The organism is Micromonospora sp. NPDC051924 (genome assembly GCF_055586005.1).
This window is the reverse complement of the sequence record NZ_JBVJJA010000049.1, coordinates 1-20,835: the sequence shown is the minus strand read 5'-3', so window position 1 is coordinate 20,835 and position 20,835 is coordinate 1. Positions and strand designations below refer to the sequence as shown.

15 protein-coding genes are annotated in these 20,835 nt (G+C 76.0%); 10 read left to right on the top strand and 5 right to left on the bottom strand.

The window, feature by feature from the left end; translation table 11 throughout:
- Positions 1–56: 56 nt before the first annotated feature.
- Together ACZ6S5_RS29010 and ACZ6S5_RS29005 are read left to right on the top strand one after the other, a co-directional pair.
- Positions 57–4,832: a WG repeat-containing protein gene (locus ACZ6S5_RS29010; protein ID WP_466005400.1), complete on the top strand. Its 4,776-nt coding sequence runs from the start codon at positions 57–59 to the stop codon at positions 4,830–4,832.
- A 65-nt stretch (positions 4,833–4,897) separates the two neighbouring features.
- A complete protein-coding gene (locus ACZ6S5_RS29005) occupies positions 4,898–5,896 on the top strand; it encodes an aldo/keto reductase family protein (RefSeq protein ID WP_466005399.1) in 999 nt (332 codons plus the stop codon).
- A 45-nt stretch (positions 5,897–5,941) separates the two neighbouring features.
- Here the strand turns inward: ACZ6S5_RS29005 and ACZ6S5_RS29000 are convergent, their stop codons facing one another.
- Both ACZ6S5_RS29000 and ACZ6S5_RS28995 read right to left on the bottom strand, forming a co-directional pair.
- Entirely contained in the window at positions 5,942–6,736 is a 795-nt protein-coding gene (locus ACZ6S5_RS29000; RefSeq protein WP_466005398.1) for a site-2 protease family protein, read from the bottom strand.
- Positions 6,736–6,936, bottom strand: a complete 201-nt coding sequence (locus ACZ6S5_RS28995; protein ID WP_466005397.1) for a hypothetical protein — start codon at positions 6,934–6,936, stop codon at positions 6,736–6,738. Before ACZ6S5_RS28995 ends, ACZ6S5_RS29000 begins: the two co-directional genes overlap by 1 nt.
- A 125-nt stretch (positions 6,937–7,061) precedes the next feature.
- Here ACZ6S5_RS28995 and ACZ6S5_RS28990 point away from each other — a divergent pair, with 125 nt between their 5' ends.
- The 4 genes from ACZ6S5_RS28990 to ACZ6S5_RS28975 all read left to right on the top strand — a co-directional run bounded on the left by ACZ6S5_RS28990 (position 7,062) and on the right by ACZ6S5_RS28975 (position 13,170).
- A complete protein-coding gene (locus ACZ6S5_RS28990) occupies positions 7,062–9,008 on the top strand; it encodes a serine/threonine-protein kinase (protein WP_466005396.1) in 1,947 nt (648 codons plus the stop codon).
- A gap of 74 nt (positions 9,009–9,082) precedes the next feature.
- Positions 9,083–10,999, top strand: a complete 1,917-nt coding sequence (locus tag ACZ6S5_RS28985) for a bifunctional adenosylcobinamide kinase/adenosylcobinamide-phosphate guanylyltransferase (RefSeq protein WP_466005395.1) — start codon at positions 9,083–9,085, stop codon at positions 10,997–10,999.
- Positions 10,989–11,813, top strand: a complete 825-nt coding sequence (locus ACZ6S5_RS28980) for an adenosylcobinamide-GDP ribazoletransferase (protein ID WP_466005394.1) — start codon at positions 10,989–10,991, stop codon at positions 11,811–11,813. The genes ACZ6S5_RS28985 and ACZ6S5_RS28980 overlap by 11 nt, the downstream gene beginning before the upstream one ends.
- A 64-nt stretch (positions 11,814–11,877) precedes the next feature.
- Complete coding sequence (locus ACZ6S5_RS28975; protein WP_466005393.1) at positions 11,878–13,170, top strand: DUF2314 domain-containing protein; 1,293 nt, start codon at positions 11,878–11,880, stop codon at positions 13,168–13,170.
- 7 nt (positions 13,171–13,177) lie between these two features.
- Here the strand turns inward: ACZ6S5_RS28975 and ACZ6S5_RS28970 are convergent, their stop codons facing one another.
- Entirely contained in the window at positions 13,178–13,582 is a 405-nt protein-coding gene (locus tag ACZ6S5_RS28970) for a winged helix-turn-helix transcriptional regulator (protein ID WP_466005392.1), read from the bottom strand.
- Here ACZ6S5_RS28970 and ACZ6S5_RS28965 point away from each other — a divergent pair.
- Positions 13,581–13,886, top strand: a complete 306-nt coding sequence (locus ACZ6S5_RS28965) for a putative quinol monooxygenase (RefSeq protein ID WP_466005391.1) — start codon at positions 13,581–13,583, stop codon at positions 13,884–13,886. The genes ACZ6S5_RS28970 and ACZ6S5_RS28965 overlap by 2 nt on opposite strands.
- A gap of 74 nt (positions 13,887–13,960) precedes the next feature.
- Here the strand turns inward: ACZ6S5_RS28965 and gcvT are convergent, their stop codons facing one another.
- Entirely contained in the window at positions 13,961–15,091 is a 1,131-nt protein-coding gene (gene gcvT / locus ACZ6S5_RS28960; protein ID WP_466005390.1) for a glycine cleavage system aminomethyltransferase GcvT, read from the bottom strand.
- Positions 15,092–15,254: 163 nt separating this feature from the next.
- On the opposite strand from gcvT, the gene ACZ6S5_RS28955 reads away from it, so the two are divergent.
- Positions 15,255–16,823, top strand: coding sequence for a leucyl aminopeptidase (locus tag ACZ6S5_RS28955; RefSeq protein ID WP_466005389.1), 1,569 nt, complete (start codon positions 15,255–15,257; stop codon positions 16,821–16,823).
- An 88-nt stretch (positions 16,824–16,911) separates the two neighbouring features.
- Here ACZ6S5_RS28955 and ACZ6S5_RS28950 read toward each other — a convergent pair whose 3' ends face one another.
- Positions 16,912–17,241 carry a hypothetical protein gene (locus tag ACZ6S5_RS28950; RefSeq protein ID WP_466005388.1) on the bottom strand — a complete coding sequence of 110 codons (330 nt, stop codon included), beginning with the start codon at positions 17,239–17,241 and terminating at the stop codon, positions 16,912–16,914.
- 177 nt (positions 17,242–17,418) lie between these two features.
- Between ACZ6S5_RS28950 and lpdA the strand changes: the two genes are divergently transcribed.
- Together lpdA and sucB are read left to right on the top strand one after the other, a co-directional pair.
- Positions 17,419–18,810 (top strand): dihydrolipoyl dehydrogenase, encoded by a 1,392-nt coding sequence (gene lpdA / locus ACZ6S5_RS28945; RefSeq protein ID WP_466005387.1) that lies wholly within the window; start codon positions 17,419–17,421, stop codon positions 18,808–18,810.
- Between the two features lie 66 nt (positions 18,811–18,876).
- The gene (gene sucB, locus ACZ6S5_RS28940) at positions 18,877–20,691 is read left to right on the top strand and encodes a 2-oxoglutarate dehydrogenase, E2 component, dihydrolipoamide succinyltransferase (RefSeq protein WP_466005386.1); all 1,815 of its coding nucleotides are present in this window, start codon (positions 18,877–18,879) and stop codon (positions 20,689–20,691) included.
- Positions 20,692–20,835 lie beyond the last annotated feature (144 nt).

Sequence of the window (20,835 nt, the reverse complement as noted above, 5' to 3'; positions counted from 1 at the left end):
GAGCGACGCGAGCCGGCCACGGGGCCGCGCCGCGCGGGCGGCGACAGGGTCCCCCGATGAGCGGCTACGACCGCTGGCGCGAGCCGGCCGAACCCTCGTGGGCCGCCGAGCCGACCCACGAGTGGCGGCCGCAGTTCCCGGGGCAGCGCTACCCGGGTGACATCGGCATCGAGCACCTCGCCCCGCCCGCGCCGCGCGGCCGGGCCGCCGTGGTCGGCCGGGCCGAGGTCCAGCCGGTCAGCCCGGCGCCGGTGGAGGACGCGTACCCGGTCAGCCCGGCCGGACCGGACGGGCGGCGCGGCGGGTACCCGGTCAGCCCGGCCCCGGATGACCGGCGCCCGGCCGAGCGGCGCGCGTACCCGGATCGGAACGGGCGCGAGGAGCCCCGCGGTGACGGGCGGCGGTCGTGGTCGGACCGGCGCGGCCCGCACCCCGACGACCGGTACGACCCGCGCGGCCCGGGGACGCCGGAGCGCGAGCAGCCCGCCGCGTGGCGGGACGATCGGCCCGACCAGCGGTGGGTACGCCCGCGCGACGGCGCACCGCACCGCCCGGTCTCCCCCGCGCCCGAGTCCGGCTGGCTGCCGGAGCCCGACGAGTTCCCGCACCGCGCCCAGCCGCGTTCCGGCCGGCCCGAGCAGCGCTGGAGCGCGCCCGACGGACGCACCCGGCGGCGCGAGCAGGGCTTCGACGCCCCCGTCGAGCGGGCCGAGCCGACCCGCAACGGTCGGCCCGAGCCCGGTTTCGAGCGCCGGGCGGACCGGCGCGACCACGGCTTCGAGCATCCGGCGGACCGGCGCTTCGACGGTCAGCCCGATCGGCAGGAGTCCGACTTCGACCGTCGGCCCGACCGGCACGAGCCCGACTTCGACCGCCGGGGCGACCGCCGTGATCCCGGTGCCGAACGGCGGCCGGACCGGCGCGACCCGGGCTTCGACGGACGTGGCGACCGGCGTGAACCCGGCTTCGCCCGGCCGACCGACGGGCGGGACCCGGGCTACGGACGGCCCACCGAGCGGGGCTTCGACGGCGCGCCGCGACGCGAGGCGGACCCGCGCCGGGAGGCCGCCGCGCGGGCCGAGACGTACCGGGACGCGCCCGACGGCCCGCGCCGGCCGGTGGACGCGCACCGCCCCGAGTCCGGCCGGTACGAGGGACCGCGCCCGGCCGCCTTCCGGCCCGACGAGCGGTGGGAGGGCCAGCGTCCCCCGGGCGAGGCCGTCCGCCCGCGCGCCGAGGAGTGGCCGGTCATCGAGCGGCGGCCCCGCACCGAGCCGGCCAGCCAGCGCCCCGACGAGCGGCACCGCCCACCGCTCGGCCCCGACGGGCGGCCGGCCCGGCCGGCGGACGAGCCGGGCACCCGGTACGACGGTCGCCGCCCCGACCCGGCCGACCCCCGGCACGACGGCCCGCGTCCCGGGACCACCGGCCCCCGGTACGACGTTCCCCGGCCCGACCCGAGCCGTCCGCGCCCCGAGTCCGGCGGCCCGCGCCCCGAGTCGGTCGGCCCGCGCCCCGAGTCCGTCGGCCCGCGCCCCGAGTCGGCCCGGCCGGAGTTCCGGCCGCGTCCGGACGAGCGGGCGGGCCGGCCGGCCGAGCCCGGCCCGATGCGTCCCGCGGACGACCGGCGGGCACCGGTCGAACCGGCCGCCCGGGCCCGGCCCGAGGAACTGCGCGACCGGCCGACGTCGCCCGCGCCGACGCGGCCCGACGACCCGCGGGCGATGCCCCCGGCCCGACCCGACGAGGTGCGCGAGGGGCCCCGGCCGACCGCGCCGGTCCACGCGGAAAGCCGGCCGGACCGGCCGACGACCGCGCCCCGCGCGGACGACCCGCGACCGCGCCCGACGCCACCGGGCTGGCCGGACGAGCCGCGTCCGGCCCCGATGGCGGCCGCCCCGAAGCAGTTGGACGAGGGACGGCGCCCGCCCGTGGGCCGGCCCGATCCGCGGCCGATCGCGCCGACCTCGGGCGCTCCGGTGTCGGGCGCGCCCGTCTCCGGCACCGCCCGGCCCGGCACGCCGGTCTCCGGCACGCCGGCTCCCGGTATGCCGGGACCCGGCACGCCGGTCTCGGGTTCGCCGGCCTCCGGCGCTCCGGTGGCCGGTGCCCCGGTGGCCGGCCGACCGGTCTCGGACGGCCCCGGACATCCGCCGGTCGACCGCTCGGAGCGGCCTCCGGCACCCGAGGCGCCCACCTCCGCGCCGCCGGCCGCCGACCTGCGCGTCGAGTTCCTGCCCGGCCCTGCCACCTCGCCGACGCCCGCGGACGCCACCCCATCGGCACACGGCCCCGCCAGGCCGTCGGCGCCCGGCCCGGGCACGCCCTCGACTCCCGGCCGGGACGGGCCGCGCCCGGTCGACCGGGGCGAGCCGTCGGCGCGCGGCGACGAGGCGGTCGAGGGCAGGGGTCGGCCGGTCTCCGGGCCGCCCGCCCGGCCCGCTTCCTCCACGGCGGCCACCCCGCCGGTACCACCGACCTCCCCACCACCAGCCGGTTCGGTCTCCGCGCCACCGGCACGGCCGGTCTCCGGCGCGCCCGCGCCCACCGGTGCCGCCCACGCGCCGGTCTCGGCGCCGCCGGCCGGACCGGTGTCCACACCGACCGCCGGACCGGTGCCGGCCCGGGCGACCGGACCGCTACCGGCGCCGCCGGCGTACCCGGGGGCCCGGGCGGGCGAGCCGGAACGTCCCCTGCCACCGGCAGCCGCCGGGCAGCCGGACCCCCGCCCGGCCCCGGCGAGTGCCCCGCCCGTGGCGGGTCCGACCGACCGGCTCGTCACCGCGAACCCGACGCCCGCCACGGTCGAGGCGGACCGCGGGCACCCCGACGCGACGCGACCGGGCCGGCCTGCCGACGCGGGCACCCCGGACGGGGCGGCCGGCGAGGTCGAGGCCTGGTTCCGACCGAGCCACCCCGCACCGGAGCCGGCGCCCGTGGCGGACCCCGCGCCGGCCCGCCCGGACGAGCCCGTACCGCCCGGCGACCGGGTCGGCCCGGGGGCGGGACCGGCGGTCGGCCCGCCGGTCGCGGCGGCCGTGTCGGCTCCGCCGCCGCCCGCGCCGGCATCGGTCCCGCCGGCCTGGTCGCCCGACCGTTCCGGCGCCGAGCCGAGCACGCCGGACACCCGAGCGGTCCCGGAAGCGACGACCGACCGGCCCGCGCAGCCCGCGGCCGGGGTCACGCCCGGCACCGGAGCCACCCCGGGCTCCGCGGCCACGCCGACGGGCGACAGTCCGGCGGACCGCGCCGCACCGTCCGCGGGAGCAGCGGAGGCGCCCGCCCCGGCGGAGCCCGACGCGGGAGCCGGTACGGCGGACACCCGGCCCGCCGCCGCCGACGGCGCGGGGGCCGCATCTCCGTCGGCGGCCGAACGTCCCGCCGGGGTCGCGCCCGCGACGCCGGAGCCGGAGGCCACGTCGGAGCCGCTGCCGGCCGAGGTTTCCACCCCCGACGAGGGCCTGACGCCACCCGCCGACCAGGCCGAGGAGACCGCCGGCGACGAGCGACCGGAGGTACGCCCGGCAGACCCGGAGCAGGCGCTGGCCGCGTTCCGCTGGCGCCTGCACCCGGAGACCCTGCGCGAGGAGGCCCCCGATCCGGCGGCGCTGCGCGAGGTCCGGGACGGCCTCACCGCCAAGCTGGGCAGCGCGCTGGACAACCGCAGCCGGGCCCGGCTGCTGAGCCTGCGGTCGGTGGCCTCCCGGATCCTCGGTGACCTGGACGACGCCCTCGCCGACGCGCGGCTCGCCCTCACCTACGCCGACGCCACCGGCGAGCTGCGGCGGACCGCGCTGGCCCGGGCCCGGCTCGCCGAGGTGCTGCGCTGGCGGGGCGAGTACCCGGAGGCCGACCGGCTCTTCGCCGAGGCGAACTCGTCGGAGCTGCCCGACCGGCTGCGCGCGGCGCTGCACGAGCACGCCGGCCGGTGCTGCTACGACCAGGGCCGACTCACCGAGGCGTGCCTGCACTTCGAGCGCGCGATGGACCTGCGCCAGGGCGAGGACGAGGAGTTGGGCGCCCGTACCGCAGTGGCGCTGGACGCGGTCGCCGAGCGGGCCGCGGCGGACGGCTTCGGGCCGAAGCCGCGCAGCCGGGAGGCGATCCTCGGCCGCGAGCGCCACCCGGTGCCCACCTTCGACGAGGAGCAGGAGCTCTGGGGGTACGCGGACGCCCACGGCAACCTCGTGGTCGAGCACCGGTACGCCGAGGTGCAGCCGTTCGAGGAGGGACTGGCCTGGGTGCGCCGCCCCGAGGCGTCCCGCTGGGCGTTGATCGACACGACCGGCGCGGCGCTGATCGAGGCGAACAACGGCTACCGGGCGGTGGGCTCGTTCTCCGAGGGACTGGCCTGGGTGTCGATGGATGGCCAGGGCCGGTGGATGGCGGTGGACCCGACCAACATCGTGAAGATCCCGCCCGGGTACGAGGAGGCGCGGCCGTTCCGCGCCGGCCTGGCGGCGGTCCGGCAGAACGGCGGCTGGGGCGCGGTGGACCGCTCCGGGCAGGTCGTCGTGCCGACCCGGTACCACAACCTCAGCACCGCCCTGGCCGACGGCCGACAGGTGGAGGGCTTCACCGAGGACGGGCTGGCCGGCGTGGCGCTGGCCGGGCGCCGGGGCGTGGTGGACCGGACCGGCCGGGTGCTGGTCGCGCCGGTGTACGCGGCGCTGGTGGTGCACCCGGTCGCCTTCCTGGTGGGCGACGAGACGGGCCGCTGGGGAGCGCGGGACCGGCGGGGCCAGCAGCTGATCGACCCGGTGCACCCGAGCCGTGCCGCCGTGGTCGCCGAGATCGACCAGCTGCTCGCCGACACCAGCCCGGTGCTCTGATCCGCACCCCGCGACGCTGACGCGCCGCCGGCGGGGCCGCCGGGCGGCGGGACTAGGGTCGGGGCATGGAATTCCGACACCTAGGCCGCTCGGGCCTGATGGTCAGCGAGATCTCGTACGGCAACTGGATCACCCACGGCTCACAGGTCGAGGAGGAGGCGGCGACCGCGTGCGTGCGGGCCGCCCTGGACACCGGCATCACCACCTTCGACACCGCCGACGTGTACGCCGGCACGAAGGCCGAGGAGGTGCTCGGTCGCGCGCTGAAGGGTGAGCGGCGCGAGGGGCTGGAGATCTTCACCAAGGTCTACTGGCCGACCGGCCCGGGCCGGAACGACCGGGGGCTGTCCCGCAAGCACATCATGGAGTCGATCAACGGCTCGCTGCGCCGGCTGCAGACCGACTACGTGGACCTCTACCAGGCCCACCGGTACGACTACAGCACCCCGCTGGAGGAGACGATGGAGGCGTTCGCCGACGTCGTGCACTCCGGCAAGGCGCACTACATCGGGGTCTCCGAGTGGAAGGCGTCGCAGATCCGGGAGGCGCACGCCCTCGCCCGCGAGCTGCGTATCCCGCTGATCTCCAACCAGCCGCAGTACTCGATGCTGTGGCGGGTCATCGAGGCCGAGGTGATCCCGACCAGCGAGGAGCTGGGCGTCGGCCAGATCGTCTGGTCGCCGATGGCCCAGGGCGTGCTCTCCGGCAAGTACCTGCCGGGCCAGCCGCCGCCGGCCGGCTCGCGGGCCACGGACGAGAAGTCCGGCGCCAACTTCATCGCCCGGTTCATGACCGACGAGGTGCTCAACCGGGTGCAGCGGCTCAAGCCTCTCGCCGAGCAGGCCGGGCTGAGCATGGCGCAGCTCGCCGTCGCCTGGGTGTTGCAGAACCCGAACGTCTCCTCGGCGATCGTGGGGGCGTCCCGGCCGGAGCAGGTGCACGACAACGTCAAGGCGGCCGGCGTGAAGCTCGACGCCGATCTGCTCAAGGCGATCGACGAGATCGTCGAGCCGGTCACCGAGCGGGACCCGGCGAAGACCGAGAGCCCGGCCCAGCGCCCGTGAGCCGGTCCCGGTCCGGCCGGCGCGTCCCCGCCGGCCGGGCCGGGCTCAGCCCTGCCAGAACCGGATCAGGTGCAGCCCGGCGCTGTACAGCTCCGGGGGCAGACCGATCAGGTCGGAGACGGTGAAGATCGCGCCGAAGAAGGCGCCGCCGATCCGCGGGTTCCACAGCAACGCGAAGAGCAGGATGAACCCGAACGGGGCGAACAGGTCGTACATCCGGCGGTACTGCGGGCTCAGCCAGGGCTGGATCATGTTGCCGCCGTCCAGGCCGGGCACCGGCAGCAGGTTGAGCACGCTGGCGGTGAGCTGGAGGAACGCCAGCAGGGCCAATCCGGCCCAGAACTCGATCGGCCCGCCGATTTCCAGGCCGATCCGCAGCGCCACCACCAGCAGCAGGGTGAACAGCACGTTGGTGGCCGGGCCGGCCAGGCTGACCAGGGTGTGCCGCAGCCGGCCCGGGATGGCGTGCCGGTCCACCCAGACCGCGCCGCCGGGCAGGCCGATCCCGCCGAGCAGCACCACGACCACCGGCAGCACGATGGACAGCAGCGGGTTGGTGTACTTGAGCGGGTTGAGCGTCAGGTAGCCCCGGTGGGCGATGTCCCGGTCGCCGGCCCGGTACGCGACCACCGCGTGGGCGTACTCGTGCAGGCAGAGCGAGACCAGCCAGCCGGTGACGACGAAGAGGAAGACGTCGAACCGGACGTTGCCGAACCCCAGCCAGGTCATCACCCCGCTGGCCACGAAGAGCGCCGCCAGGGCGAGGAAGACCGGGCTGGGGCGGAACGCCGCCCGGGGCACGCCGAGCACCAGCGGGTCGCCCGGGCGGTCGTACGCCATCACTCCGCCGTCGGCAGCAGGCTCATCCGGTATTCCAACCGGTCGTCCTCGACGAGCGCGACCGAGGTGACGCCGGACGCCGCGAGCTCCCGCCAGGTCTGGCCGATCCACGACTCGGCGTCCGCCTGGTTGCCGAACGACTCGCTCGGTCCGTCGACCTGGTCGCCGTTCGTGCCCTCGTACCGCCAGCTCCACGCCATGCCGCGTCTCCCCTCGCCGCCGTCGTCCCCTGGGACGCCAAACCTCCGCAAGCGTAGTCGGCCGGACGTGGAACGGCCCCCCGCCACATGGATCATGCGTCCGGGCGGGCCGGTACGGTGACCCGGTGCTGACTCAAGGAGTGGTGCTCAGCGACCGGTATCGGCTGAGTGAACGCATCGCGACCGGCGGCATGGGCGCCGTCTGGAAGTGCACCGACACCCTGCTCGGCCGGGAGGTCGCGGTGAAGGTGCTGCTGCCGTCGCTGGTCGCCGACCCGGAGTTCACCACCCGCTTCCACGCCGAGGCCCGGATGCTGGCCGCGCTGCGCCACCCCGGCATCGTGCAGGTGCACGACTTCGGCTCCGCCGCGCTCGCCGACGGCGGCCAGGTCAGCTATCTGGTGATGGAGTACGTCGACGGCGAGCCGCTGGTGACCTGGATCCGCCGGGCCGGCCGGCTCGACCCGGCGTCGACCATGTCGGTGGTGGCGCAGGCCGCCCACGCGCTGCACGCCGCCCACCTGGCCGGGATCGTGCACCGGGACGTCAAGCCGGGCAACCTGCTGGTGAAGCGGGACGGCACAGTGGTGCTGGTCGACTTCGGGATCGCCCGGGCCAGCGCCACGGCGGGCATCACCGCCGCGCACATGGTGCTCGGCACCGCCTCGTTCATGTCGCCGGAGCAGGCCGTCGGCCAGCCCGTCTCGGCCGTCACCGACGTGTACGCGCTCGGCGCGGTCGCGTACTTCTGCCTCGCCGGCCGGCCGCCCTTCGAGGGCGACAACCCGCTCCAGGTGGCCATGCGGCACGCCCAGGACGAGCCGCCGCCGCTGCCCTCGGACACGCCCCCGGCGGTGATCGAGGTGGTCCGCCAGGCGCTGGCGAAGCGCCCCCGGGACCGGCACCCGAGCGCGCTCGCCCTGGCCGAGGCGGCCCAGGACGCCCGGGACTCCACCCTGGCCCGGCTCCCCGCCCCGCCCCGCCCGCCGTGGGCGGTGGCCGGTCCGGCCGTCCCCGGGCCCGCCGTGCTGCCCACGCCGGCCGCTGCCGGCCCGCACACCCCGGCGCCGTCCGGGGGTGCGCCGACCGGCGGCCAGCCCCCCGCCGAGTCCCCGGCAGCCCCGGCCGGCACCGCCCCGCAGGGATCCGGCCCGGCTGCCGCCACGCCGCCGGGTTTCGCACCGGGCCGCGCCGCCGCGACCGACGCCGGGAGCGGGTCCGGCGGCCAACCCGGGTACGCCCAGGCCGCGCCGCGCCCCGCCGGGCCACCCGGTCCGGCCTGGTCGGTCGGCGCCACCGGCCCGCGCCCCGGCGGGTACGGGCCGCCGCAGGAGCGGAACGCCGGCTCCGGAGTGCCGCCGACCTTGGAGGAGTCGACCGGCGAGCGGCGGGGACGCGGCCGGGTGCTCGCCCTGGCGGGGGCGGCCGGAGTCGTCCTCGTCGCGGTGCTGACCGCGGTGGCCGTGGCGGTGCTGCGGTCGCCGGACGACCCGGCTCCGCGGCCGGCCACGCTGGCCGGGGAGTCCGCGCTGCCCGACCCCGCCGGCACCGACCCGTCCGCCACCGTGGCGACGCCCGGGACGACGCCGAGCCGGACCGGCCGGCCCAGCCGGTCGCCGAAGGCCACCCCGAGCCGCTCGGCGGCGGGCACCCCGTCGGGCGGGGCGCAGCCGACCCCGGGCGACACCGGCGCGCCGGCGCCGGGGCCGTCGACCAGCTCCCCCGCCGCCCAGCAGCAGCCGTACACGGCCAAGCAGGTGTGCGGCAGCGGCTACCAGGTGATCGACTCGGCCACGCTGACCGCGGACGGGGTCCGCAAGGGCCGGGTGTACCTGCTCTACAACAGCGGCAGCGGGACGAACTGCGTGGTCACCCTCAAGGACACCGACGTCGGCCGGCCCACGACCGCGTCGGCGTACCTGGAGGTGCAGGGGAAGACCCGGCAGACCGAGAGCGGGGCGTACAGCTACTACGCCGGGCCGGTGCGGGCCACCGCTCCCGGGGTCTGCGTGAAGTGGGGCGGGTCGACCGGCGGGGCCAGTTACGGCAGCCCGTTCGAGCACTGCGCCTGAGCCCACCCGTCCACCCGCCGGTCCGCGTCCGGGCCGGCGGGCGGCGACCCGCACGACGGCTTTAAGGTACGGGCATGTCCGTTGACGGGTGGAACACGCTCCTGGTGCTCGGCGGTATCCGGTCCGGCAAGTCCGAGTTCGCGGAATCGCTGGTCGCCGACGCCCCCACGGTCCGGTACGTGGCCACCGCCCCCGAGGGGGACCCGGAGGACACCGAATGGGCGACCCGCCTGGCGGCGCACCGCGCCCGCCGGCCGGGGAGCTGGACGACCGAGGAGACCGCGGCGGACCCGCGCCGGCTGGCCGACGTGATCGCCGGGGCCGAGCCGAACGAGACGCTGATCGTCGACGACCTGGGCGGCTGGGTGACCGTGCTGCTCGACCCCGCCCACCAGCCCGCCGACGACACGGCCACCATCGCCGAGCTCGCCGACGCGGTCCGGGCGAGCGCCGCCCGGCTGGTGCTGGTCAGCCCCGAGGTGGGGCTCTCCCTGGTGCCGACCACCCCGCTGGGCCGGGCCTTCACCGACGCGCTCGGCGCGACCAACCGGGCGGTCGCCGACGCCTGCGACGCGGTGGTCCTCGTGGTGGCCGGCCAGCCCGCGTGGCTGAAGCCGACCGGCCCGCAGCCGCAGCACCCCGCCGTGCCCGCGCAGGCCGGACCCGGCCAGGCGGGCGCCCCGGCCGCCGCGCTCGGGACGGTGAACGGGGCGGCGCCGGAGGAGAGCCTGCCCGAGGTGCTGACCCCGGCCGCGCCGGCCGCCCCCGCCCCGGCGCCCGCGGCGACCGGCGGCGACTGGGCCGCTCCCACCATGGCGCTGCCGATGATCGCCACCGGGCTGGTCATCCAGCCCGGCATGGAACTGCCCATGCCCGACGACTACGCCGGCCCGCAGGCGGTCGACCGGCTCGCCACCCTGGACCTGGCCGGTGGCGGTCTGGGGGTGCTGGAGCGGGTGGTCGGCTTCGCCGCCGCCACCCAGGGCACCCCGAACCCCACGCCGTGGGGCTCGGTCCGGGTGCTGCTGCTGCACGGCGACCACGCCGGTGGCGCGTCGGCCGGCGCGGTGCCCGGTGAGTCGCTGCGCCGCGCCCGGCAGGCGCGCGCCGGCAAGGGGGTCCTCGCCCGGCTGGCCGCCGAGAGTGGGGCCGGCCTCCAGGTGGTCGAGGCGCCCACCTCGGCGGCCATCGAGGACGGGCCGGCGCTCAGCGCCGAGCAGGTCGAATCGGCCCTGCGGTACGGCTGGCGGCTGGCCGAGCAGGCCGCCGACGCGGGCGTACAACTGCTGGTGCTGGCGGCGTGCGGCGCCGGCACCGAGGCGGCCGCCGCGGCGGTGCTGGCGGCCACGGCCGGGGCGGAACCCCCGGCGGTGCTGGGCCGGGTGCTCACCGAGCACGGCCAGTACGACGACGCGGCCTGGATGGTCCGCTGCGCGGCGGTCCGGGACGCGCTGCACCGCACCCGGCGCTCCCCCCGGGACGCCAAGGACATCCTGGCGGAGCTGGGTGGTGGCGACGTCGCGGTGGCCACCGGCGTGCTGCTCGGCGCGACCGCCCGGCGGGTCCCGGTGCTGCTGGACGGCCCGGTCGGCGTCGCCGCCGGCATGGTCAGCCGGGACCTCGCCGGCCAGGCCCGGCACTGGTGCCTGCTGCCGGACCACGGTGGCCAGCCGGCGGTGCGGCTCGCCGCCGACGTGCTCGGCCTGACCCCGCTGGTGGACCTGCGGCTGGACCTGGGCGAGGGGGCGACCGCGCTGGCCACCCTGCCGCTGCTGCGCTCGGCGCTGGCGCTCGCCGCCGGCCTGCCGACGCACCCGTCGCTGCGCGGCGAGGACGACGAGGACTTCACCGAGCCGGAGCCGGCCGGTCCCGGGCCGGCCACCACCGAGCCCGAGCCGGAGCCGGAGTTCGCCGAGCCCGAGCCGGCCGGCCCCGGGCCCACCACGACCGGCCCGGACGAGCCGGTCTCCCCCGGCCGACGTGCCGACTGACACACGCCTCGCCGCCGGCCTCCGGCTGGCGGTCACCACCTTCACCACGCTGCCGGTGCCCCGACAGCTCCAGCGCGGCGCGTCTGTCGCCGCGCCGCGACCTGGAGCCGTCGCCGGCCGGATCGACCGGGACGTGGCGGGCGTCGCGATGGCCCTCGCCCCGGCGGTCGGGGCGGTGCTCGGCGCGCTGCTCGCGGCGGTGCTGCTGCTGACCGCCGCGCTCGCTCCTCCGCTGGTCGCGGCCGGGGTCACCGTCGGGGCGGGCGCGCTGCTGACCCGGGGGCTGCACCTGGACGGGCTGGCCGACACCGTGGACGCGCTGGGGTCGTACCGGCGCGGGGCGGCGGCGCTGGAGATCATGAAGAAGCCGGACGTCGGGCCGTTCGGCGTGGTCGCGCTGGTGGTCGTACTCCTGCTCCAGGCGGCGGTGCTCGCGGAGCTGGCCGGCCGGTCGTGGCCGGCGGCGCTCGCGGCGGTGGTCACCGCGACGGCGGCCGGGCGGCTGGGCGTCGGCCTGGCCTGCCGGCGCGGGGTACCGGCGGCCCGCCCGGAGGGGCTGGGCGCGCTGGTGGCCGGCACGGTCGGGCCGGTCGCGCTGGTCGTCGGCGCGGCGGCCGTCGCGCTGCTGGCCGTGCCGGCGGTGCCGGGCCGACCGTGGCAGGGCCCGCTCGCCGTCCTCGCCGCGCTCGCCGTCGCGGCGGGGCTGCTGCGGCATGTGGTACGCCGGCTCGGCGGGATCACCGGCGACGTGCTCGGGGCCACCGTGGAGATCGTCACCACGCTGTCCTACCTGGGACTGGTGCTGTCCGGCTGAGCGTCACCCGTCCGGGCGGGTAGCGTTCTCAAACGACAGCACCGGCGGTGTCGAGGGGGACGGCATGCTCATCACGGACGACTTCCTGCCCGTACCGGTCCCGGAGTCACTGGACGCGACCTACCTGGTGCCCATCGCCGGGCTGCCGAAGGTCAGCCCGAAGACCGCGGTGGCGGGCCTCGCCGGGCGGCTCGCCGAGCCGGTGCACGGGCTGGCGAAGCAGATGCTGGACAGCCCGCTGATGACCGTGGACACCCGGCCGATCAGCGAGTTCCCCGAGCTGCCGCCGGACCTGCTCACCGCGTTCGGGGCCACCGAGGAGCAGTTGGCCCGGCTGGCCGCCGCCACCCACCTGGTGGTGGTGCAGGCCGAGTACCGGCCGGGCTGGCCGCCGGCGCACGAGTGGGCGGCCCGGGCGGTGGCCGCGGCGGTCGCCGAGACGGTCGACGGGGACGTGGTGGACGTCTTCGGCCTGCAGTTCCTCGACCCGGCGGCCGCGCTGCGCTCGCTCCCCGACGAGCAGGGCCGGATCCGGTTGGTCGACTGGGTGCTGGTGCCGTACTCGTCGGACGCCGACGGGCTCTGGTTCACCACCAAGGGGCTGCGCCGGTTCGGGCTGCTGGAACTCCAGGCCCAGGGGGTGCCGGACCATCTCACCCGGGCCTGGGGCGCGGTGATGACCGGGGCCGCGCGGCGGCTGCTGCGGGAGTGGACCGAGGGACTGGCCGGCGAGGAGGTACCGGCGTTCGTGCAGCTCCCGATGCTGGCCACGGTGACCGGGCACGACATCGCGGTGGCGTACGGGAACCCGGAGCAGCACGGGGCGACGGCGCCGGTGCTGCTGGCGCTGGAGCTGGACCCGGCGACCGATCCGGACGCCGACTCGTTCCTCACCCTCCGCCCGCCGCCCGGGCACCCGGGGCCGCCCGGCCGCTACTTCGCCGCCGCCTGCGCCACCCTGTTCAACGGCATCCAGCCGGACGTCCGGTACGCGCGCCCGGGCGACGCGATGAGCCGGGCGATCGCCACCGCCCGGGCCGGGCTGGGCGACATCCGGGCCCGCTTCCTCGCCGGTCAGCTGCCCGCCGAGACCCAGCTCGTGGTCAAGTACGGGCTGCCCGGCGACGACGGTCCCGAGTTCGTCTGGGCCGGGGTGACCTCGTGGGAGAGCCCGGAGCGGATCGTCGGCGCCAGCGCCAGCGACGCCAACAGCGACCCGACCGTGCGGATCGGCTCCCCGGTGGTGGTGGAGGCGTCCGACGTCGTCGACTGGGCCGTGCTGGACACGAGCGGCGTGATCGAGGGCGGCTGGACCCAGGCCGTGCTGGACGCCGGCGAGCCGCCCACCGCCGACTGAGCCGCGCTCAGGGCTCGATCGGCGTGCCGGTCCGGGCGGCCCGGGCCAGGCCCCAGGCGTGCAGCGCCTCCAGCACCGGCACGAGGCTGCGACCCTCCGCGGTGAGGTGGTACTCGACGTGCAGGGCCTTCGGCGTGCCGAGGTCGCGCCGGGCGACCAGGCCCTCCGCCTCCAGCTCGCGCAGCCGCTGGACGAGCATCTTCTCGCTGACGTCCGGCATCCGGCGGCGCAGCTCGCCGTAGCGGTGCACGCCCTCCTTGAGGTGGGCGAGGATCACCGGCCGCCACCGGCCGCCGACCACGTCGACGGCCACCTCCACCGCGCAGTGGTAGCGCCGGGGCATCCGGTCCCCCTCCTTACCGGAAAGTGCGTACTTGTCCGCGCACCGGTCCCGGTGTGGGCTGGTGGGCATGATCGTCGAGTACATCAGGTACCGGGTACCGGCCGAACGGCAGGCGGAGTTCGTCCCGGCGTACGCCCGGGCCGCGCGGGCGCTGGACGCCGCGCCGGAGTGCCTCGGCTACGAGCTGAGCCGCTGCGTCGAGGACCCGGCCGCGTACGTCCTGCGCATCCGCTGGACGTCGGCGCAGGATCACCTGCACGGCTTCCGCACCGGCCCGCACTTTCCCGCCTTCTTCCGCGAGATCCGCCCCTACGTCCACGACATCGAGGAAATGCGCCACTACACCCCCACCGAGGTCACCACCGACCCGTGACCCGCCCGGTTGATCAAGGAGTTTGCGTCAGGATCCGGCCCGCCGGAGACGCAAACTCCTTGATCAACGAGAACTCAGCGGACGGAGGGCTGGACGAAGGGGGGACGGGTGAGGCGCATCTGGGCGCGGCGGCCTCGGATGTCGACCTCCAGCACCTCGCCGTCGGGGAGGTCGGGGTCGGTGTCGATGAGGGCGAGGGCGATGCCCTGCTTCAGCGTCGGGCTGAACGTGCCGCTGGTGATCGTGCCGACCTGCTGGTCGCCGACGTACACGGCCATGCCGGGGCGCGGGATCGCCCGGTCCACCGCCGCCAGGCCGCGCAGCGTACGCCGGGGGCCCGCGGCCTTCTCGGCGAGCAGGACGTCCCGGCCCCAGAAGGCCGGCTTGTCCCAGCCCACCGCCCAGCCGGAGCGGGCCTGCACCGGGGTGATCTCCAGCGAGAGGTCCTGCCCGTGCAGCGGGTAGCCCATCTCGGTGCGCAGGGTGTCCCGCGCGGCCAGGCCGCAGGCCCGCAGCTCGTACGCCTCGCCGGCGGCGAAGAGCGCGTCCCACACGGCGAGCGCGTGCTCGGCCGGGACGACCAGCTCGTACCCCAGCTCGCCGGTATAGCCGGTGCGGCACACGGTCAGCCCCACGCCGTCGAGGGTGGCGGTCGAGAAGCTCATGTAGCCGTGGTCGGTAGGCAGGCCGAGCGCGCCGAGCAGCTCCGCCGAGCGCGGCCCCTGCACCGCGAGCACCGCGTACGCCTCGTGCTCGTCGGTGATCACCATCCCGGCGGGCGCGGCGGCGCGCAGGCGGCGGACCACCTCGGCGGTGTTCGCCGCGTTCGGGATGAGGAAGACGTGGTCGTCGGCGTGCAGGTAGGCGATGATGTCGTCGACCACGCCGCCGGTGGCGTCGTCGCAGCAGAGCGTGTACTGCGCCTTGCCCGGCCCAATCCGGCCGAGGTCGTTGCTGAGGCAGGCGTTGACGAAGTCCGCGGCGCCCGGCCCGGTGATCCGGGCCTTGCCCAGGTGCGAGACGTCGAACACGCCCACCCCGGTACGGACCGCCGTGTGCTCCTTGAGCACGCCGCCGCCGGCGTACTCCAGCGGCATCTCCCAACCCCCGAACGGGGCGAACTTGGCGCCGAGCGCGGTGTGCCGCTCGTGCAGGGGGGAACGACGCAGCCGGGTCGCGGCGGCGTCGGAGGTCACCTCGGTCATGGGTGGCAACTTACCGTCACCTGGACGCCTGGTTAGCATCGGCGGGACCCCGTCGGAGCGCATCGGCGGGACAGCAACGCGTCCGGCGGGTAGGTTGCCGCCGGAGACCTTCATCGCCGGTACGCGACGCAGCGGCCGGCCCGGCCCGCCCGGAGTAGCTTTCGTGACATCGCCCCGCACCACCCTCAGCCTGGTCGACACCGACCCCGCCGAACTCGCCGTCGACGCGATCGTGATCGGCGTGCACAGCCAGACCGCCGAGCAGAAGTCCGGCTCACCCGCCGGCACCCTGCTGCTGGCCAGCGGCGCGGAGAGCATCGCCGCCGCGTTCGACGGCAAGCTGACCGAGACGCTGGCCCTGCTCGGCGCGACCGGCGGCGCCGGCGAGGTGATCAAGCTGGCCACGCTGGGCACGGTCACCGCGCCCGTGGTCGCCGCCGTCGGCCTCGGTCCGGAGCCGACCGGCGCCGCCCCGGCGCCGGAGACCCTGCGCCGGGCCGCCGGCGCGGCGGTCCGTTCCCTGGCCGGCGCGCCGCGCGTCGCGCTCGCCCTGCCGCTGCCCGACGACGCCGACGCCCCGGCCGCGCTGCGCGCGGTCGCCGAGGGCGCGCTGCTCGGCGGCTACCGGTTCGCCGGTTACAAGACCAAGCCGCAGCCGGCCCGGCGTGAGCCGGTGGCCGAGGTGCTGGTCGCCGTCCCGGACGCGGGCGACGCCACCGCACGGGCGGAGATCACCCGGGCCCAGGCGGTCGCCGGCGCGGTGCTGACCAGCCGGGACTGGGTGAACACCGCCCCGAACGAGCTGCGTCCGCCGGCGTTCGCCGAGGCCGTGGCCGCCGCCGCCCGGGATGCCGGGCTCGGCGTCGAGGTGCTCGACGAGGAGGCGCTGAAGGCCGGCGGGTACGGCGGCATCCTCGCCGTCGGCCAGGGCTCCGAGGCCCCGCCGCGGCTGGTCAAGCTCACCTACACGCCGGAGGGCGGCGGCAACGGCAAGCGGGTGGCGCTGGTCGGCAAGGGCATCACCTTCGACACCGGCGGCATCTCGATCAAGCCGGCCCAGGGCATGTGGGAGATGAAGTCCGACATGGCCGGCGCGGCGGCGGTCGGCGCGGCCATGCTGGCGGTCGCGGCGCTCAAGCCGTCCGTCGCGGTCACCGGCTACCTGCCGATGGCGGAGAACATGCCGTCGGGCACCAGCTACCGGCCGGGCGACGTGATCAGCATGTACAGCGGCAAGAAGGTCGAGGTGCTCAACACCGACGCCGAGGGCCGGATGATCCTGGCCGACGGCATCGCCCGGGCCTGCGAGGATGGCGCGGACTACCTGTTCGAGACCTCCACGCTGACCGGTGGCCAGGTGATCGCGCTGGGCAAGCGGATCGCCGGCGTGATGGGCTCCCCGGAGCTGTGCGAGCGGGTGAAGGCGGCCGGTGAGGCGACCGGCGAGCCGGCCTGGCCGATGCCGCTGCCGGACGACGTGCGCAAGGGCATGGACAGCGACGTCGCGGACATCTCGCAGGTCAACGCGGTGATGGACCGGGCCGGTCACATGCTTCAGGGCGGCGTCTTCCTGCGCGAGTTCGTCACCGACGACGTGGCCTGGGCGCACATCGACATCGCCGGCCCCGGCTACCACTCGGGCGAGGCGACCGGCTACTGGACCAAGGGCGGCACCGGCGTCCCCGTCCGCACCCTGCTCCACCTGATCGACGACGTAGCCGCCAACGGCTGACGCCTGAAGATCCACCCAACTTCGGGGAAGTTGCTGCCTCGGCACGCCGAGAGACAGCAACTTCCCCGAAGTTGCTTCCGGGACGCGGTCAGAAGAGTTCCGGGCGGCGCTTGCGGCGTTCGTTGTAGTCGCGCATGCGCTGGGGGTAGCCCATCAGGCGGACGTCGTAGATCGGGATGGCGAGCTTGTGGGCCCACCGGCGGCCCTGGTCCGGGCTGCCGATCCGCCGGCGGGTCCACTCGCCGTCGTCGGCGATCAGCATGACCGTGGTCTCGGTGACGGTGGTCCGGGGTTCCAGGTACGCCTCGACCCCGCGCCGGGTCCGGACGAAGTTCTCAAGGTGGTCCAGATCGGCGCGGTCGGCGGCCCGGTCGCGGCTCACCGTGCCGGCCCGCTTGCGTCGTCGGAACAGCCCCACCGGATCCACTCCTCCCCCGTACGTCATCGAAGACGGTGCCAAGCGTACGTGTCGGTGACGTGTCGTTGGGCACCTCACTACGCGCTCCGCTCCCGGTGGTGACAAGATGACCGAGGTGGGGTGTGCCTGTTACTCCGCCGTAACCCCCGATGCAGTGACGCGACCTGGGAGTTGGATGTGAGCCAGCCGAACGATTCGACCTTCGACATCGTCATCCTCGGAGGTGGTAGCGGCGGCTACGCGACCGCCCTGCGCGCCGTACAGCTCGGCCTGACGGTCGCGCTGATCGAGAAGGGCAAGCTCGGCGGGACCTGCCTGCACAACGGCTGCATCCCGACCAAGGCCCTGCTGCACGCCGCCGAGATCGCCGACCAGACCCGCGAGTCGGAGCAGTTCGGCGTCAAGGCCGAGCTGGTCGGCATCGACATGGCGGCGGTCAACTCGTACAAGGACGGCGTGATCGCCCGCCTGTACAAGGGCCTCCAGGGGATGCTCAAGAGCAACAAGGCGATCACCATCGTCGAGGGCCACGGCAAGCTGGTCGCGCCGAACGCCGTCGAGGTGGACGGCAAGCGCTACACCGGGCGCAACATCGTCCTGGCCTCCGGCTCGTACGCCAGGAGCCTGCCCGGCCTGGAGGTCGACGGCGAGCGGATCATCACCAGCGACCACGCCCTGGTCCTGGACCGGGTCCCGTCCTCGGCGATCGTGCTCGGCGGCGGCGTGATCGGCGTCGAGTTCGCCAGCGTGTGGAAGTCCTTCGGGGTGGACGTGACCATCGTCGAGGCGCTGCCCCGCCTGGTCGCCGCCGAGGACGAGGAGTCGTCGAAGGCGCTGGAGCGGGCCTTCCGCAAGCGGAAGATCAACTTCAAGGTCGGCAAGCCGTTCGAGAAGGTCGAGAAGACCGAGAACGGCGTCAAGCTGACCATCCAGGGCGGCGACACCGTCGAGGCCGAGCTGCTGCTGGTCGCCGTCGGCCGGGGCCCGAACACCGCCAACCTCGGCTACGAGGAGCAGGGCGTCAAGATGGACCGCGGCTTCGTGCTGACCGACGAGCGGCTGCGTACCAGCGTGCCGAACGTTTACGCGGTCGGCGACATCGTGCCCGGCCTGCAGCTCGCGCACCGCGGCTTCCAGCAGGGCATCTTCGTCGCCGAGGAGATCGCCGGCCAGAACCCGGCCGTGATCGACGAGGCCGGCATCCCGCGGGTCACCTACTGCGACCCGGAGCTGGCGTCGGTCGGCCTGACCGAGGCCAAGGCCAAGGAGCAGTACGGCGCCGACAAGATCAAGACCTACAACTACAACCTGGGTGGCAACGGCAAGAGCCAGATCCTCAAGACCGCCGGCCACGTGAAGCTGGTCCGGGTCGAGGACGGCCCGGTGGTCGGCGTGCACATGGTCGGTGCCCGGGTCGGCGAGCTGATCGGCGAGGCGCAGCTCATCTACAACTGGGAGGCGTACCCGGCCGAGGTGGCGCAGCTCGTGCACGCCCACCCGACGCAGAACGAGGCCCTGGGCGAGGCGCACCTGGCCCTCGCCGGCAAGCCGCTGCACGCGCACGCCTGACACGACAACCGCGGCGTCCGGCGACGGGCGATGATCCCACCAGGGGAATGAAGGAGTCTGGAGAACATGCCGGTATCGGTCACCATGCCCCGGCTCGGCGAGAGCGTCACCGAGGGCACCGTCACGCGCTGGCTCAAGCAGGAGGGCGAGACCGTCGAGGTCGACGAGCCGCTGCTCGAGGTGTCGACCGACAAGGTGGACACCGAGATCCCGTCGCCCGCGGCGGGCGTGCTGAGCCGGATCGTGGTCGGCGAGGACGAGACCGCCGAGGTCGGCAGCGAGCTGGCGATCATCGCCGGTGAGGGCGAGGAGGCCGGTGGGGCCGCCCCGCAGCAGGAGGCGCCGGCCGAGCAGGCCGAGGAGGCCGCCGCCGAGCCGCAGGCCGAGGCGGAGCAGCCGGCCGTGCAGGAGCCGGCCCCGGCCGCGGCGCCGGCGGGCCAGGGCACCGAGGTCAAGATGCCGGCCCTGGGCGAGAGCGTCACCGAGGGTACGGTGACCCGCTGGCTCAAGCAGGTCGGCGAGAGCGTCGAGGTGGACGAGCCGCTGCTGGAGGTCTCCACCGACAAGGTGGACACCGAGATCCCGTCGCCGGTCGCCGGCACGCTGCTGGAGATCAAGGTCGCCGAGGACGAGACCGCCGAGGTCGGCGGGGTGCTGGCGATCGTCGGTGCGGCCCGCGCCGCGCCGGCCCAGCCGAAGCCGGAGCCCAAGCCGGAGCCCAAGGCCGAGGCGAAGCCCGAGCCGAAGCCGGCCCCGGCTCCGGCCCCGGAGCCCAAGGTCGAGGAGCCGACCCCGGGCGCGGCGTACAACGAGCCCGCCGCCGAGGCGGAGCAGGCCGCCCAGCCGGCCAAGGCCGAGCAGGCCGCGCAGCCGGCCGCCCCGACCCCGACGCCGCAGCGCCCGACCACCCCCGTGCAGGGCGGTGGCGAGGAGGCCGCCGGGTACGTGACCCCGCTGGTGCGCAAGCTGGCCGCGGAGCACGGTGTGAGCCTCTCCTCGGTCAACGGCACCGGCGTCGGCGGCCGGATCCGCAAGCAGGACGTGCTGGAGGCGGCCGAGAAGGCGAAGGCGGCCCAGGCCGCGCCGGCCGCGCAGCCGGCTCCCGCCGCCGCGGCAGCGGCCCCGGCCAAGCCGGCGGCGAAGCCGCAGCCGAGCGCGAAGCGGGGCAGCACCGAGAAGCTGCCGCGGATCCGCGCGGCGATCGCCAAGCGGATGCAGGAGTCGCTGCACGAGATGGCGCAGCTGACCACGGTGATCGAGGTGGACGTCACCCGGATCGCCAAGCTGCGGGCCCAGGCCAAGGACTCCTTCCAGCAGCGGCACGGCGTGAAGCTGTCCTTCCTGCCGTTCTTCGCCCTGGCCGCCGTCGAGGCGCTCCAGACCTACCCGATCGTCAACGCTCGGATGGACCTGGCGGGCGGGACGATCACCTACCCGGACGCGGAGCACCTCGGCATCGCCGTGGACACCGAGCGGGGCCTGCTGGTGCCGGTCATCCACAACGCGGGTGACCTCAACCTCGGCGGCATCGCCAAGCGGGTCGCCGACCTGGCCGAGCGCACCCGGACCAACAAGATCAGCCCGGACGAAATCGCCGGCGCGACCTTCACGCTGACCAACACCGGCAGCCGGGGCGCGCTCTTCGACACCCCGATCGTGCCGTCGCCGCAGTCGGCGATGCTCGGTACGGGTGCCGTGGTGAAGCGTCCGGTCGTGGTCAACGACCCGGAGCTGGGCGAGGTCGTCGCGGTCCGGTCGATGGTCTACCTGGCCCTGTCGTACGACCACCGGCTGATCGACGGCGCGGACGCGGCCCGCTTCCTCGTCGCGGTCAAGGAGCGGCTGGAGGCCGGCAACTTCGAGGCCGAGCTGGGGCTCTGACGCACCATCCGGAAGGGGGGGGGGGGGGAGGGGGGGGGGGGGCCCCCCCCCCCCCCCCCGGTGTCGCCGTAAGGTGTGTCCCCGGGAGACCCCCGCAACATTCTGTTGTCCCCTGGGCCCTGGGGTAAGGGGTACTGGCGGTGC

Coding starts and splice junctions, on each gene's coding strand:
- ACZ6S5_RS29000 (WP_466005398.1), bottom strand. CDS start 6,736: ATGGCGTACGACCGCCCGGGCGACCCGCTGGTGCTCGGCGTGCCCCGG.
- ACZ6S5_RS29005 (WP_466005399.1), top strand. CDS start 4,898: ATGGAATTCCGACACCTAGGCCGCTCGGGCCTGATGGTCAGCGAGATC.
- sucB (WP_466005386.1), top strand. CDS start 18,877: ATGCCGGTATCGGTCACCATGCCCCGGCTCGGCGAGAGCGTCACCGAG.
- ACZ6S5_RS28985 (WP_466005395.1), top strand. CDS start 9,083: ATGTCCGTTGACGGGTGGAACACGCTCCTGGTGCTCGGCGGTATCCGG.
- ACZ6S5_RS28995 (WP_466005397.1), bottom strand. CDS start 6,936: ATGGCGTGGAGCTGGCGGTACGAGGGCACGAACGGCGACCAGGTCGAC.
- ACZ6S5_RS28965 (WP_466005391.1), top strand. CDS start 13,581: ATGATCGTCGAGTACATCAGGTACCGGGTACCGGCCGAACGGCAGGCG.
- ACZ6S5_RS28975 (WP_466005393.1), top strand. CDS start 11,878: ATGCTCATCACGGACGACTTCCTGCCCGTACCGGTCCCGGAGTCACTG.
- ACZ6S5_RS29010 (WP_466005400.1), top strand. CDS start 57: ATGAGCGGCTACGACCGCTGGCGCGAGCCGGCCGAACCCTCGTGGGCC.
- gcvT (WP_466005390.1), bottom strand. CDS start 15,091: ATGACCGAGGTGACCTCCGACGCCGCCGCGACCCGGCTGCGTCGTTCC.
- ACZ6S5_RS28970 (WP_466005392.1), bottom strand. CDS start 13,582: ATGCCCACCAGCCCACACCGGGACCGGTGCGCGGACAAGTACGCACTT.